The sequence below is a fragment of the Pseudoalteromonas sp. TB25 genome, assembly GCF_000497995.1.
GTDB lineage: Bacteria > Pseudomonadota > Gammaproteobacteria > Enterobacterales > Alteromonadaceae > Pseudoalteromonas > Pseudoalteromonas distincta.
The window spans coordinates 1-14,055 of record NZ_AUTI01000329.1 but is presented as its reverse complement, the minus strand read 5'-3'; the positions used below and the strand labels follow the sequence as shown (position 1 = coordinate 14,055).

13 protein-coding genes, 1 pseudogene and 1 riboswitch are annotated in these 14,055 nt (G+C 39.4%); of the genes and pseudogenes, 8 read left to right on the top strand and 6 right to left on the bottom strand.

What is annotated here, in order from left to right; translation table 11 throughout:
* The 4 genes and pseudogenes from carB to ribB form a co-directional block, all read left to right on the top strand.
* Positions 1-612 (top strand): annotated as a pseudogene (gene carB / locus L652_RS0112790) (carbamoyl phosphate synthase large subunit); the annotation flags it as partial.
* 48 nt (positions 613-660) lie between these two features.
* Entirely contained in the window at positions 661-1,137 is a 477-nt protein-coding gene (gene greA, locus L652_RS0112785; protein ID WP_004335404.1) for a transcription elongation factor GreA, read from the top strand.
* Positions 1,138-1,295: 158 nt separating this feature from the next.
* On the top strand, positions 1,296-2,354 hold the full coding sequence (locus L652_RS0112780) for a S66 peptidase family protein (protein ID WP_024597434.1): 1,059 nt from the start codon (positions 1,296-1,298) through the stop codon (positions 2,352-2,354).
* Between the two features lie 76 nt (positions 2,355-2,430).
* Positions 2,431-2,602, top strand: a riboswitch (FMN riboswitch).
* Between the two features lie 245 nt (positions 2,603-2,847).
* Positions 2,848-3,501, top strand: a complete 654-nt coding sequence (ribB, locus tag L652_RS0112775; protein WP_024597433.1) for a 3,4-dihydroxy-2-butanone-4-phosphate synthase — start codon at positions 2,848-2,850, stop codon at positions 3,499-3,501.
* 80 nt (positions 3,502-3,581) lie between these two features.
* Here the strand turns inward: ribB and L652_RS0112770 are convergent, their stop codons facing one another.
* Complete coding sequence (locus L652_RS0112770; RefSeq protein ID WP_004335410.1) at positions 3,582-4,238, bottom strand: nitroreductase family protein; 657 nt, start codon at positions 4,236-4,238, stop codon at positions 3,582-3,584.
* A 132-nt stretch (positions 4,239-4,370) separates the two neighbouring features.
* Here L652_RS0112770 and L652_RS0112765 point away from each other — a divergent pair, with 132 nt between their 5' ends.
* Genes L652_RS0112765 through rhlP form a run of 3 tightly spaced genes read left to right on the top strand, consistent with a single transcriptional unit; the run spans position 4,371 to position 6,507 of the window.
* On the top strand, positions 4,371-5,306 hold the full coding sequence (locus tag L652_RS0112765) for a LysR family transcriptional regulator (protein WP_024597432.1): 936 nt from the start codon (positions 4,371-4,373) through the stop codon (positions 5,304-5,306).
* A 13-nt stretch (positions 5,307-5,319) separates the two neighbouring features.
* Positions 5,320-5,664, top strand: coding sequence for a lactoylglutathione lyase (locus L652_RS0112760; RefSeq protein WP_024597431.1), 345 nt, complete (start codon positions 5,320-5,322; stop codon positions 5,662-5,664).
* A gap of 18 nt (positions 5,665-5,682) precedes the next feature.
* Positions 5,683-6,507, top strand: a complete 825-nt coding sequence (gene rhlP, locus L652_RS0112755; RefSeq protein ID WP_024597430.1) for a rhombotarget lipoprotein — start codon at positions 5,683-5,685, stop codon at positions 6,505-6,507.
* A 77-nt stretch (positions 6,508-6,584) separates the two neighbouring features.
* Here rhlP and L652_RS0112750 read toward each other — a convergent pair whose 3' ends face one another.
* From L652_RS0112750 to L652_RS0112735, 4 genes are all read right to left on the bottom strand, one after another.
* Positions 6,585-7,475 carry a dienelactone hydrolase family protein gene (locus tag L652_RS0112750; RefSeq protein WP_024597429.1) on the bottom strand — a complete coding sequence of 297 codons (891 nt, stop codon included), beginning with the start codon at positions 7,473-7,475 and terminating at the stop codon, positions 6,585-6,587.
* A gap of 108 nt (positions 7,476-7,583) precedes the next feature.
* Entirely contained in the window at positions 7,584-8,000 is a 417-nt protein-coding gene (locus L652_RS0112745) for a hypothetical protein (RefSeq protein WP_007581892.1), read from the bottom strand.
* 114 nt (positions 8,001-8,114) lie between these two features.
* Positions 8,115-11,264 (bottom strand): efflux RND transporter permease subunit, encoded by a 3,150-nt coding sequence (locus L652_RS0112740; RefSeq protein ID WP_024603485.1) that lies wholly within the window; start codon positions 11,262-11,264, stop codon positions 8,115-8,117.
* Between the two features lie 2 nt (positions 11,265-11,266).
* On the bottom strand, positions 11,267-12,445 hold the full coding sequence (locus L652_RS0112735; RefSeq protein WP_024597428.1) for an efflux RND transporter periplasmic adaptor subunit: 1,179 nt from the start codon (positions 12,443-12,445) through the stop codon (positions 11,267-11,269).
* A 169-nt stretch (positions 12,446-12,614) separates the two neighbouring features.
* On the opposite strand from L652_RS0112735, the gene L652_RS0112730 reads away from it, so the two are divergent.
* Positions 12,615-12,878 (top strand): YkgJ family cysteine cluster protein, encoded by a 264-nt coding sequence (locus L652_RS0112730; protein WP_008134548.1) that lies wholly within the window; start codon positions 12,615-12,617, stop codon positions 12,876-12,878.
* 168 nt (positions 12,879-13,046) lie between these two features.
* On the opposite strand, the gene L652_RS0112720 is transcribed toward L652_RS0112730, so the two are convergent.
* Entirely contained in the window at positions 13,047-14,030 is a 984-nt protein-coding gene (locus L652_RS0112720) for an IS110 family transposase (RefSeq protein ID WP_024597427.1), read from the bottom strand.
* Between the last annotated feature and the right edge of the window lie 25 nt (positions 14,031-14,055).

The following is a 14,055-nucleotide window of genomic DNA, read 5'->3' as shown; positions in this document are numbered from 1 at the left end:
GGTCAGTCTTTGGCAAGCCAAGGTATTACTAAAGAAGTGATCCCTCCTTATTACAGCGTTAAAGAAGTTGTTTTACCATTTGCTAAGTTTCAGGGTGTGGATCCAATTCGTGGCCCTGAGATGCGCTCAACGGGTGAAGTGATGGGTGTTGGTGATACTTTCGCCGAAGCATTCGCAAAAGCACAATTAGGTGCAAGCAACACTTTACCACGCGGTGGTCGCGCGTTATTATCTGTTCGTAATAGCGATAAGCCACGCATTGTTGAATTAGCCAAGATTATGACCGACTTAGGTTTTGAACTTGACGCAACGGGTGGCACGGCACAAGCTCTTGAAGAAGCTGGCATTGAAGTACGACGTGTAAACAAAGTATATGAAGGCCGCCCGCATATTCTTGATTATATCAAGAATAAAGAGTACAGCTATATCGTTAATACCACCGAAGGTCGCCAAGCGATCGAAGATTCGAAGGTGTTACGTCGTGGTGCATTGCAAAATAAAACCAACTATACGACAACCTTGAACGCGGCTTTTGCTAACTGTACTGCTAACAAAGCAGATGACCGTAGTAAAGTAACGTCAGTTCAAGAGCTACACCTGCGATTGAACTAAGGAAATGTGCCAAGGCCAACTAGGGCCTTGGTGTTAAGTGAGAAAAGTATGCAATCAATTCCGATGACAGTTCGTGGCGCAGATTTACTGCGCAAAGAGCTTAACGAATTAAAAACAGTTACCCGTCCAAAAATTATAGCCGACATTGCTGTTGCGCGTGAACACGGTGACTTAAAAGAAAACGCTGAGTACCACGCTGCACGTGAGCAACAGGGTTTTTGTGAAGGTCGTATTCAAGAAATTGAAGCTAAACTTTCAAATGTTCAGATAATCGACGTAACTAAAATGCCAAATACGGGCAAAGTTATTTTTGGTACTACCGTAACTATAGTAAATGTAGATACGGATGCTGAAGTGAAATACCGTATTGTAGGCGATGATGAAGCAGATATTAAAAACAACTTAATTTCTGTTAATTCACCGATTGCACGTGGCTTAATTGGTAAACAAGTAGACGATGCAGTGTCTATCCAAACGCCAAAAGGTATCGTTGAGTACGAAATCATTGAAGTTGAGTATCTTTAACGCATAACTCACTTTAACGTTTTAAATAAAAACCGATGTATTTACATCGGTTTTTTTATGCCTTAAATAAATCACTATACTGATAAGGGTATTCATATTGCATAAAGAGTAAGCATGATGATATAGGTACATAATCACTTCATTAAAAGGAACACTCAATGGCTAATATACTTTACCCAGCGCCTTTAAAAGTAGGCTCTAAAATTGCTATTTGCTCGCTTTCATCTGGGCTAAAAGAAAAGTATCACGGACGCTTAGATATTGTTATAAATGGACTAAAACAACGAGGGTATAATGTTGTTGAAGGCGAGTTTTTACGTCAAAACAAACCACGTGAACAGCTTAATGCTAAAGCGCATGCTAAGCAGCTAATGGGTTTTTTATTAGATGATGAAATAGATGCGATTATGCCGCCAATGGGTGGTGAGCTGGCAATGGAAATACTGCCACTACTTGATTTTAAAGCTATTAAAGAAGCAAAGCCTAAGTGGTTAGTTGGTTTTTCTGATGTGAGTACTATTGCATGTGCACTCACTGCTAAGTGCCAATGGGCAACCCTTCACAGCGCCAATCTTATGCAGTTACACCCAGATGAAAAAAATCCGTACAGCTTACAAATATTTGAAACTCTGACCTACGAAGCCGGTAGTAAATTTGAGCAAGGTCCTTCTTCTTTATACCAAAAAAATAAGCCTAATTACGCGCAAAGTCCGAACGAATTACTCAGCCCGAGTGAGCCCACAAACTGGCAATGTTTAAACTACACAGATAAACGTACCATAGAAATGTCTGGCCGGTTATTTGGTGGGTGTTTAGATACCGTAGGTTTATTGCTCGACTCGCCATTTTTAGCGCTGCATGAGTTTAAAAAGGACAGTGCGCCCGAAGGGCTTATTTTATACCTCGAAAACTCAGAACTTACACCAACAACCGTTGCACGATTTTTACTGTCATTAAAATTAGCCGGAATATTTGATGATATCAATGGCTTGGTTTTAGGGAGAAGTGAAATAACACAAGGTCATTACGATGCCTTTGATTATCGCCATGCGTTAGATGTAGCGCTAGGTGGGTGTTTATTTCCTGTAATTTTTGATGCGGATATAGGGCACGTTCAACCTAACTTAAATTTGGTAAATGGTGCTACCTGTACGCTAGTTGCTGATATAAACGAAGGTATAGTAGATCGCGCATCGTTAAATATTCAACTTTCGTAGTTTTTATTGTATTTAGTTTTGAAAAACAAATAAATACAAGCGTATAATATGCCTACAGTAAGTGCTAATGCTTACTGTAAATTCTCAGGGCGGGGTGAAATTCCCCACCGGCGGTATGTTTAATATTTTTTATGACTTAAACGAGCCCGCGAGCGCTTTATTTAACTTATTTTAGGTTAAGTAAAGGTCAAGCAGATCTGGTGAGATGCCAGAGCCGACGGTTACAGTCCGGATGAAAGAGAATATGGCTTATTATACTAAAACCAATTTTATTAAAGACATGACCGTTGTATCGCGTTAAGTGAGCTATTTTCTTTGCGCTATAATTAGTCACTAATTTAATGTTATTGGTATAACAGTGTGCGCTGCATTTTGCTGCGTGCTTTTTGTTATTTTATTTAAGCTATTTTGGTAGTGATCGCTTTAAATTTAAGTGATGTATTACTGATCCTTTCACAGTCCTGAATCTATTATTTTTATTTGGAATATAATGATGATTCAGTCTCTACTTACTCAATTCGGCGAAAGCCATACCCGCGTACAAAGCGCCATCACTGCACTACAGCAAGGCCAAGGCGTACTTGTTGTTGATGATGAAAACCGTGAAAATGAAGGCGACTTTGTTTTTTCAGCTGAGCATTTAACGACTTCTCAAATGGCCGAAATGATCCGCGAAGGCAGCGGTATTGTTTGTTTATGCATGGGGGATGAGCGCATTAAACAGCTCGACTTACCGCAAATGGTAGCTAACAATACGAGTCAAAATAACACCGCTTATACAGTCACTATTGAAGCTAAGCATGGCGTAACAACAGGAGTGTCTGCTGCTGATAGAGTAACTACTATAAAAGCAGCGACAGCGGATAATGCAAAACCAAGTGATTTATCGCGCCCAGGGCATGTATTTGGTTTAAAGGCACAAACGGGTGGCGTATTAGTGCGTCGCGGTCATACCGAAGCATCCGTTGATTTAATGCAACTTGCCGGCTTAAAACCATTTGGCGTAATTTGCGAACTAACAAATCCTGATGGTTCAATGGCGCGCTTACCTGAGGTGAGTGATTATGCTAATAAACATAGTATGACCGTGGTTTCTATTGAAGATTTAGTGCAATACATTCAGGCTGCACAGCGCAAAGTAAGTTAAACTGCTTTAAAGCAAAAAAACCACTTATTTAAATAAGTGGTTTTTTAATATTGTTATCATTTAAGTTTATAACGTATTACTTATAAAACCTGAATAACTTGCTCTTTTGCTAAGCGAGATTTAGGTAATTTAGCATTATAATCTTCAGCGCTATCATGATAGCCAAGTACTAATGCGACGTCGCATACGTAACCGTCAAGTTCTTTTTCAAAGACTTCGCCAATCAGCTCGGCATCTACGCCTTCCATTGGGGTTGAATCAATGCCTAAACGTGCAGCGGCATGCATAGTGTTACCTAGTGCAATGTAAGTTTGTGCTTTAGTCCACTCTTCATTAACGCCTTGCTCATCAGTATTCATATCAACAAACGCATAAGCACCAAAAGCTTGTTCGCGATTTTCTGCTTTAGTACGACCATTTTTAATATCTGCATCAATAACTTGTGCGTAATCATCGCGGGTATATTTAGGGTTGTGAGCAAATAATATTATATGCGACGCTGTTTTAATATGTGGCTGGTTAAACGCAAATTTATTAGCAAATGTACTGTGCATACGCTCTTTGGCTTCATCTGATTCAATTACGATGAATTTCCAAGGTTGCGAGTTAATTGATGATGGAGATAAGCGCATAGCTTCGTAAATAACTGCTAAATCGTCTTGAGATACACGTTTCGTTGCATCGTAACGTTTTGCTGTGTAACGCTTTTCTAAGTCATTAATAATAGGGTGGGTCATTGGTTTCTCCAAAATAAATAAGATTAGCTGTACAAAGTATTCGTCATTTACTTTATGTATAAATAATACAGCTTGCTTTGCATTAAATAAATCGCATAATCATTGAATCATTATCAAATATAAATAGATAATATGAATATAGAAGATTTAAAACTTATTTTAAAAGTCGCTGAGTTTAGAAGCATTACGCTTGCAGCTGCTAAATTAGATATGCGTACAGCCACAGCAAGCGCTGCTATTAAGCGTGTTGAGTCTGCGCTTGGTAGTGAACTATTTGTTCGTACAACACGTCATTTAAGGTTATCGGCTGCTGGGGAGCGCTACATACCACAATGTGAGCAGGCTTTAGCAGTACTTGAACTTGCAAAGCAAAACCTTAAAGGTGAACATGACGAAATCGAAGGGGAGTTACGTGTTGCACTTTCATCTGATTTGGGGCGCAATTTAGTGATCCCATGGATTGATGAGCTCATGGATAGTTATCCTAAGTTAAGCCTACGAACACATATAAGTGATAGTAATATCGACTTTTATCGTGACTCAGTTGATATAGCACTTCGTTATGGCTCGCCTAATGATGCAAGTGTTTATGGTTTTAAAATTTGTAACGTACCACGCTTATTATGTGCAACTGACGAATACCTCTTACAAAACGGGACTCCCGTGCATCCTGATGATCTAGCGTCGCATCAAGGTTTGTTTTATCAGTTGCAGGATATTATAAATAATACGTGGGAATTCAGTGATGGTGAGTCAAAATATAAAGTTAAAATGGGTGGCAGGCGCGCCTCAAACGACGGCGATTTAGTAAGGCGCTGGTGCGTTGCGGGTAAGGGCTTAGCTGTAAAGTCGGCACTTGATATAGCCGACGATTTGCTTAACGACAGGGTGGTTACCGTAATGCCAAATTATCAACATGTTAATGGTGAACTTTGGCTTATTTGCCCAAGTAGGCAGTCAATAACCCCTGCGGTGCGTTTACTACGTGATGCATGCAGAGCAAAATCCCAAGCAATTTTGCAGCAGTTGGTAAATAAAGGAATTATTGATAAAAGCGTACTGAGCTAATTAAGGAAGAGTTATGCAAGTTGATGATATTAGGGTTTTTATTCCCTGTAAAAGCTATGAGCAATCTCAGCGCTTTTATAAAGCGCTTGGATTTAAGATTGAAGATGCCTCAAATGATTTATGTGTGTGTACCTTTGGCGAATGTACGTTCTTTTTACAGCGTTATTATAATAAAACGTTTGCTGAAAACTTAATGCTGCAACTTTGTGTGTTAAATATAGATGAAGCATACGAACTCATTAGTAACCTAAACGGTTTTGACATCCGCTTTGAGGGTATAAAGCAAGAACCTTGGGGTAGCGTTATTTACTTATGGGGACCATCGGGTGAGCTTTGGCACGTAACTGAATTAAATTAAAAATAAAAAGGAATAAATATGAAATTTAATAAATATATAATCATTTTGATGGCGGCCTTACTTGCTTCTTGTAGCTCGTTTATGAGTAACAATACAGGTAAAAATACACAATCTAGTAGCTTAATGGATTTTTTATATCCTGATCAACAAAGCCGTGCTACCTATAAACCTGAAATACCTGTTTTAAAACTCCCTGTTACCGTCGGAATTGCATTTGTACCGTCTAAAAACTGGCAGCCAGACGGGTTAGAGACCCAAAACCAAGTCGAATTACTCGAAAAAGTAAAAAAGTCATTTCTTCAATATGATTACATTGACCGCATTGAAGTTATACCAAGCACCTATTTAAAGGGTGGTGAAGGTTTTGCAACACTCGAGCAAGTAGGGCGACTTTACGATGTAGATGTAATGGCACTGGTTTCATATGATCAAATTACGCAATCTTATGAAAATAATGCAGCCTTACTTTATTGGACAATAGTGGGTATGTACGTTATTCCAGGTAATGAAAATACAATCCAAACCTTTGTGGATACAGCTGTTTTTGATATTAAAAGTAGAAAAATGCTATTTAGAGCACCTGGTATAAGTAAGCTTGAAAAAAGAACAACAGCAATAGGTATTGATGAAACGTTATCTGAAAAGTCGGCTGAAGGTTTTAATCTAGCGGTTAGTGATATGAGTACTAATTTAGATGAAGAACTAGCAAGGTTTAAAACACGTGTTAAAGAAGAGAAAATTGCAAAAGTCGAAAATAAAGATGGCTCCAGCAGCGGTGGATCTTTGAGTATTTATATACTCGTTTTGTTGTCGTTATTAGTTATGCGTAGCAAAAAAGTTTAAAGCAAAAAATAGCTAAGTACTTTAATAATGCCACCTACTTTGAGCAGGTGGCATTATTTTTTATTCGCTAACTTAGCTTAACTTAGCTTTTTATTAAAAAACTCAACGGTACGTTGCCATGCAAGCTCGGCATTGTCCTTATCATATCGACCTGTAGAGTCGTTATGAAATCCATGATTTGCCCCTTTATACATATACATAGTGTACTCAACGTTATTGGTTTTTAAGTCTTGTTCGTACTGTGGCCACGACGCGTTTACACGTTTATCAAGCTCGCCTAATTGAATCATTAATGGTGCTTTAATGTTTTTACGTAAACTTTCGCTGGCTGGAGTACCGTAAAAAGGCACTCCGGCGCTGATTAAATTACTATCTACTGCCGCTAAATAATTAACAATGTAGCCACCAAAACAAAAACCGACAGCGCCTAACTTACCGTTACTGTTAGCATGCGATTTTAAAAAGTGTGCTGCGGCTACAAAATCGTTTTGAATCTTAGCGCGGTCCATGGTTTTTTGCATAGCGCGTCCTTCATCATCGTTACCAGGGTAGCCACCCAGTGGAAAGAGCGCATCGGGCGCAAATGCAATAAAACCTACCTTCGCTAAGCGTCTTGCTACATCCTTTACGTATGGGTTTAATCCACGATTTTCGTGTATCACAAGAACAACAGGGAGCTTACCTTCTATGTTTTTAGGGGTTGCTAAGTAACCCTTGCCTTTACCGTGCCCGTTTGGCGAATCGAATTCTTCGTACGTTGCCGTTATATCGTCATCGTTAAACGACACTTGTTCAGCCAGCGCGTAATTAGGTAATAATGCTGATGTAAGTACAGCCATTGAAAAACCAAGTGCAGCAAGCCCTCCGAGTTTTTTCATAAAAGTACGACGGTCTATTAAACCGTGGGCGTATTCGTCATACCAATCAAAGGCTTCTTGAGGAATGTGATCAGAGGGAGATGTATTCATGGCTGTTCCTTAATTTTATTTTGTTATTTAAATACAATAACGTATTAGGAATAAAAAACGAGCAATATTTTCTCTCTTTTTATCGAATTATTAATAAAGCCCAAATACTTATTCTCTTGAAGATATTTCTTTATTATCAAAATTTAATATGTCCTTTATCGTTAGTTCACTCAAGTTTCTACCATCTTTTAATTTAATTTCTACAGTAGTTAGGATATAAACTTGAATACTTAAAACAAGCATAAATGCTGGCATTAAAATATAGAATAGATGCCCTACATTGTTAGCTTTATATTCTCTTTTAACTGTTTTATAAAAAGAGCTAATATTCAAGTAATATAAGTAGAATGATAACAACAATAAAATAATGCTAATTGATAAGTAGATGTAGCTAAGTGATTCAGATGAATTAGCTCTTAAAAAGCTAATTGTAGATGTATAAAAAATTAGACCGACTAATCCAAAATTTCTAATTGCATCAAAGATATCTTTGATTTTTGTTTTCTCATCGTGCCATTGTGCCATCTTAATAAAGTCTTTTTTGAATGCGAAATAATAACTTACACTTGGTTCATAGTTATTTCAAATAAAAAACTCGGCATAGTATGCCGAGCTTTTTTGGTTAGGATGTTACTTAATTTAGCTATTTGTAGGCGCTGGTTGGGCATCTACTAGTGGTGGCTTGCCACGCATTTTACGTACTAATCGTTTAGCATCTTCTAGTGCAACATACTGGCACGGTATAAGTATCAGTGTAATTACTGTGGCAAATAACACACCAAAAGCAAGTGATACAGCCATTGGGATAACAATTTTAGCTTGTAAACTCGTTTCAAAAATAATTGGCATTACACCAATAAAGGTAGTGATTGAGGTAAGTAATATCGCTCTAAAGCGACGAGCACCGGCTTGCATTACAGCATCCTTAATCGCAACACCTTCAGCGCGTGCTTTGTTTACAAAATCAACCATAACGAGGGAATCATTTACGACCACACCCGCTACAGCAATAATGCCAAACATCGATAAGCTACTCATGGTCATACCTAAAATCATATGCCCAAACATCGCGCCCACTACACCAAACGGAATAACCGACATTATAATAAGTGGCTGCGAGTAAGAGCGAAGCGGAATGGCTAACAAGGCAAATATAATCATCATTGATATACCAAAATCACGAAGCTGCTCTGAAGCGCTATCCATCTCTTCTTGAATGCGCCCAGCTACATCACTTGTAACGCCAGGGTAGCTCTTAAGTAATGTTGGTAAGTATTCATCACGAATTTCTTCTGCAATCGCAAATGGTTCGGCTTTGTCGGTATTTACCGCAGCCCATACGTTTACAGTGCGTTTAGAGTTTTCTCGGCGAATACGGTTTACACCGTCAACAAGCTTAACTTCGGCTACTTCACTTAGCGGTACTTCAGCGCCTGTAGGCGTAATAATACGCACACTTGCTATGTCACTTATTGAGTTACGTTCGTCTTCTGGATAGCGGATCATGACTTTAATTTCTTCGCCTTCACGCAATATTCGCTGCGCTTCTAAGCCGTAGTAACTAAAGCTAACTTGCGACGCTACATCAGCAAGCGTTAAACCCATGCTGTAAGCGAGTGGTTTTAAATCAAGTTGCACTTCGTCGGTAGCGCTTTGCATTGAATCGTTTACGTCGCCAACGCCTTCCATTGTTTGTAATTTGGCTTTTAATTTACCAGCCACTTCTTTTAGCTCGTCAGCATTTTTGCCTTCAAGTTTAAAGCTAACGTCGCCATCATCTCGACCGCCATTCATTATACTGTCTTGAATGGTCATGGTTTTAATGCCGGGTAGAGCGGGCATTTGCTCACGCCATAATGCACTTAGGGCAAAGGTGTCGATAGGGCGTAAATCAGGCTCTACCAAAATGGCCATAATATTTGCTTCAGTTCGTCCGCGAAGGCTTACCGATAAATCGCGGATCATCGGTTTACCGTATTGCTCTTGTAGTTGCTGATCGACCTGTAACAACACGCTTTCTATTTTACGTGCAGTTTCAAGTGTTGCTTGCTCAGATGAGGCAAGGTTCATCTCTATATCAATACGTGGAAAGTCGTGCGGTATTTTAGGGTTTGGTACAAACTTAACTAAACCACCTGCAAACATACCTGCGCTTACAATAAGCAAACACATAAAGCCAACAATTACGGTATAGCGGTAGTGAATACAGCGGCCAACAAAAGGAAGGTAGTAGTTATTCACAAAGCCTTTTAAACCACTATCAATCACCATACGTAAGCGATGTAATAGATTTTTAGGATTTGGTTTACGCGGGTTCATTGCTGCAATATGCGCAGGTAAAATTAGTTTTGATTCAATGAGTGAAAAAATCAAACATAAAATAATCACGCCACCAATGGCCTTAGAAAAAGCAGCGCCAGGGCCTGTTGCCATTGTTTGCGGTAAAAATGCCGCAATGGTAGTTAATACACCAAAGGTTGCTGGCATCGCAACACGTTTAACACCGCGTACTACGTTATCAAGTGTGTGGCCGTATTTTTCTATTTCGGCACTGGCTGACTCGCCCACAACTATGGCGTCATCAACAACAATCCCGAGTACAAGTATAAAGGCAAAAAGAGAGGCTAGGTTAATTGTTACATCTAAAAAGCCAATAGGCATAAACAAAAAGGCGCCCAGAAAAGACACCGGTAAGCCCATCATTACCCAAAATGCTAAGCGTAGCGGTAAAAATAGTGCCAGCACTATCATTACTAACAAGCCACCCCAAATCATGTTATCGACCATCATATCGAGTCGACCTTCAAGGTAGTAAGTTAAATCAACAATAGGAGAGAGCTTAACGCCTGCAGGTAAAAGTGGCTCTTTAGTTGCCATGTAGCTTTTAAGTACTTTTGCTACATCGGTAATGTCTTGATCTTTTGATGCGTTTACTTCAAACGAGAGTGAATTCTTACCATTGTATTTTGAATATTGTAGACCTTCTTCAAAGCCATCATTAATAGTTGCAACATCGCCTAAATAAATTTGTGCGCCATCAGCAAGGGTAATAAGTGGCAGTTTTTCAAACTCAAAACCACGGTAGGCTTGTTTTTCAACACGCATCGAAATATAACCATTTTCAGAGCGTATTTGTCCCGCCGACATATTTGCCGAAAAGTTTTGCACCGCGCCTGCAATATCTCTAAATGTTAAGCCATATTCGCGCAGTTTATCGGGGCTGACTTCTATACCAATTTCGTATTCTAAGCCGCCGTTAAAATTAACAAGGTTAACGTGAGGCAGTGCTTGTAGCTCGTCTTTTATATCGTTGCCAAGCTCTTTTAACTGGTAGTTACTCATGTCGCCGTAAAGCGCGAGTATCATTACCTCTTGCTCAAACTTATCGCGGCGCACAACAGGGCGCTCCATTCCCGCAGGAAAGGTGTTTATTGAATCAACTTGTACTTTAATTTCATCAAGTACTTCTTGTGGATTGTATTGTTCTTCTATTTCAATCCACGCTTGTGAAAAACCACGGTTAGAGTACGTAATTAGGCGTTTAATGCCTTCAATACCTTCGAGGTTTTCTTCAACTTTTATGGTTATGCCTTCTTCAACCTCTTGCGGGGCTGCACCTGGGTAAACTGCTTGTACGCTTATCCAGTTGCTTTCAAACTGTGGGAACATTTGTTTGCGAATGGTCATTGCCATTAAAATACCGCCCACTAATATAAATATCATTAGTAGGTTGGCTGCAACGGGATTTCGGGCAAACCATGCTATTAACCCTGTTTCACGAGTGTTCATGATTATTCCTCTTTCAGCGCAAGTTGAGTTACATCAGTTTTATCAGGCGCAATATCTTCAATTTTTACTGCCATACCTTCAGTTGGGTATTCAAGCGCTGAGGTAACAATTTGCTCGCCATTGTTTAACCCTTGGCTGGCTATAATCATGCCGTTTTGTTCGCGTATAATATTGAGGGTTTTAAACGACAATGTTAAATCGTCATTTAAAATTACAATTTTATTATCTTTAACTAAGTGGTGCGCAACAATAATTGCGTTATCAAGCGGGCGGCCTTCAATGGTAGCATTAATGTACGAACCAAAACGAAGAGGACGTGTTTTATCGCCATAAGGTGTTGCAAGTTGTGCAACCAAGTAGCTCATACGGCTTGTTTGATCAACCACACCTTCGGTGCGAATTACTTTGGCTTGCCACATTGTTTGCTTACCCGCGTATTCTGCGTTAAATGTAACATTTGAGCCTACGCCGCCATTTTTTAAATATTGCAGTTCTTGATCGGCAACCGGTAAACGTACCTCTGCAACTGAGGTTGCACTCAATGCACCAAAACTATTACCTGGGTTTACTACTGAACCCAAGCTAATTGTGCGCTCATTAATAATGGCATCATAAGGGGCTTTAATATAAGTACGCTCAAGATTGCGGCTAGCACGCTTAACACTTGCTTGAGCAGAGCGGTAACGCGCTAATTTTTCTGCCAGCTGTGGTTTTCGTAAATAAAGTTCTGATGCAATAGCGTCGCTTGAGTCTGACTTAATGCGCTCCCACTCAGCTTGAGCGACATGTGCTTGCGCGCGTTCTATTTCAAGTGCTGAGCTTGCTTGTGCTAAACCTGCTTGTGCTTCAATAAAGTCTGCCTCGTAATCATTTGCATCAATTCGTGCTAAAATATCGCCTTGCTTTACAAACGCGCCTTCAACAAATTGATCCGATACCGAAATAACTTGCCCGCTAACTTGTGCTATTAGCTCGGTACGATACTTGGGTTTAACAATGCCGTACGATTTAACATCGAGCGTTATAGAATCTAAAAGTACGCTTTGTGTTGCTACTAAAGGACGTAAATCTTGCTCTGGCTTTTCTTCAGGTGGCTGTTTCATCATCTTAAAGGCTATAGCTAGCGCAATGCCGCCTGCTAAAACAGCGATTGGGAGTATTATTTGTTTTGTAGTAGCCACAAGGCATTCCTTCATAATTGGTGGTGACAGAGCAATAATACGCAATAAAATGTTTACAAGCTGTTTTAAGATGTAACAAAGCATTACATATGTGTGTTACAACTCGCTATGCGACTAATTAAGTTCCTAAAAAGAAATTAAAGTAAGTGTTTTTTATTCAGAGGAAATTATGAAAACCGAATCGATGAATTGCAGGCTAGGCTGCGGCGCATGTTGTATTGCGCCAAGTATTAGTTCGCCTATTCCAGGTATGCCAAATGGTAAAAAAGCCGGAGAGCGCTGTATTCAGCTAGACGAACGTAATTTATGTAAGTTATTTGGTGATGAAAGTCGGCCTAAAGTGTGTAGCGATTTTAGCGCCACGTTTGATGTGTGCGGGTCAACAAACGCGCAAGCCCTAGCGCTTATTACAGAGCTCGAAGAGCTCACTTAGTGAGCTATTAAAATACACATATATTTACACTTATTTATTACTGTGTTTTTATTTTAAGTAATTAAAAGCTGCGCTTTTCACGCGAGCAAGCTCTGCGTTTACCGCCAAAGTGTAGGCTTGTGTTTGTTTTGTAGATACCATCTCTCATTTTAAGCTTCAAGGTCGTATTTAACTTTCTTGGAGCTTAAACGCTTCTTGGTTTTTTATTACATCAAAACATATATGAATTAGCTTTCGCATATTTGCACACACAGCTTGCATTGGTGTTTTACCATTATTTATTAACGTTAACTTGTGTCGTTTTATTGTTTTATTCCATTGCCCAGCAACAACGGCTGCCATATAAAGTTTACATCGAATTCTGGCTGGGCCAAGTTTACTGATTGATGTTCGCCCTTTTAATTTACCCGATTCATTATGCCGTGGGATTAATCCACAATAAGCCGCCGCTTCTTTGGCTTTATTAAATTTTTTAGCCGCAAACAAATACGTCAGCTCTCTCGATAATACGGGCCCTATGCCAGGGATTGACTCAAGTAGTTTCCTGTTTCTTTTTAAATCAGGTTCATTATCTATGTGGTTATCAATGTCAGATTTAAGTTGTTTAATTTCATCGTCTAAAAACGCGATAGTCACTTTTATAGATTGGCAAACACGCGCAGAAACGTTGCTGAATTCACTTGCTTCTAATCGGTTCGCTTCTCGTTGCCGGTTACTCTCAAGCGCATCTAAACGACGGATAAGGGCTTTAAGCTCTCTAATTGCTAATGCTTCAGGTTGCCAATAATTAACGACTGCGTGCTTGGCACAGCCATAATGAGCAAGCATCGTTGCATCAGATTTGTCTGTTTTATGAATTATGTTTAAAGCGTCTGCATACTTTTTAGCTTTACCAGGGTTCGCTAAAATAATATTAAAGCCTTGCTCGTATAAAAAATACATCAGTGCTTCATGATAAACACCCGTTGGTTCGAGGGTGATAACGAGCTCATTAGCAGCGCTTTTTGTTGTATTTAAAAGCCATTTTTCTATTGTTACAAAATCTTGGCGCTTGTTTTTAAAGACTTTTGTTTTAATTTTATTTGTAAGTTGGTCTCTCAACCACGATAAATCAATCTTCTCTTTACTAATATCAATGCCGATAAACATCATCTCTACTTACTCCCCTTGTACATAC

Bases quoted from the DNA above. Each gene is read 5' to 3' on its own strand.
- L652_RS0112760 (WP_024597431.1), top strand. From the start codon at position 5,320: ATGCAAGTTGATGATATTAGGGTTTTTATTCCCTGTAAAAGCTATGAG.
- L652_RS0112780 (WP_024597434.1), top strand. From the start codon at position 1,296: ATGGCTAATATACTTTACCCAGCGCCTTTAAAAGTAGGCTCTAAAATT.
- L652_RS0112740 (WP_024603485.1), bottom strand. From the start codon at position 11,264: ATGAACACTCGTGAAACAGGGTTAATAGCATGGTTTGCCCGAAATCCC.
- greA (WP_004335404.1), top strand. From the start codon at position 661: ATGCAATCAATTCCGATGACAGTTCGTGGCGCAGATTTACTGCGCAAA.
- rhlP (WP_024597430.1), top strand. From the start codon at position 5,683: ATGAAATTTAATAAATATATAATCATTTTGATGGCGGCCTTACTTGCT.
- L652_RS0112745 (WP_007581892.1), bottom strand. From the start codon at position 8,000: ATGGCACAATGGCACGATGAGAAAACAAAAATCAAAGATATCTTTGAT.
- L652_RS0112730 (WP_008134548.1), top strand. From the start codon at position 12,615: ATGAAAACCGAATCGATGAATTGCAGGCTAGGCTGCGGCGCATGTTGT.
- L652_RS0112770 (WP_004335410.1), bottom strand. From the start codon at position 4,238: ATGACCCACCCTATTATTAATGACTTAGAAAAGCGTTACACAGCAAAA.
- L652_RS0112720 (WP_024597427.1), bottom strand. From the start codon at position 14,030: ATGATGTTTATCGGCATTGATATTAGTAAAGAGAAGATTGATTTATCG.
- L652_RS0112765 (WP_024597432.1), top strand. From the start codon at position 4,371: ATGAATATAGAAGATTTAAAACTTATTTTAAAAGTCGCTGAGTTTAGA.
- ribB (WP_024597433.1), top strand. From the start codon at position 2,848: ATGATTCAGTCTCTACTTACTCAATTCGGCGAAAGCCATACCCGCGTA.
- L652_RS0112750 (WP_024597429.1), bottom strand. From the start codon at position 7,475: ATGAATACATCTCCCTCTGATCACATTCCTCAAGAAGCCTTTGATTGG.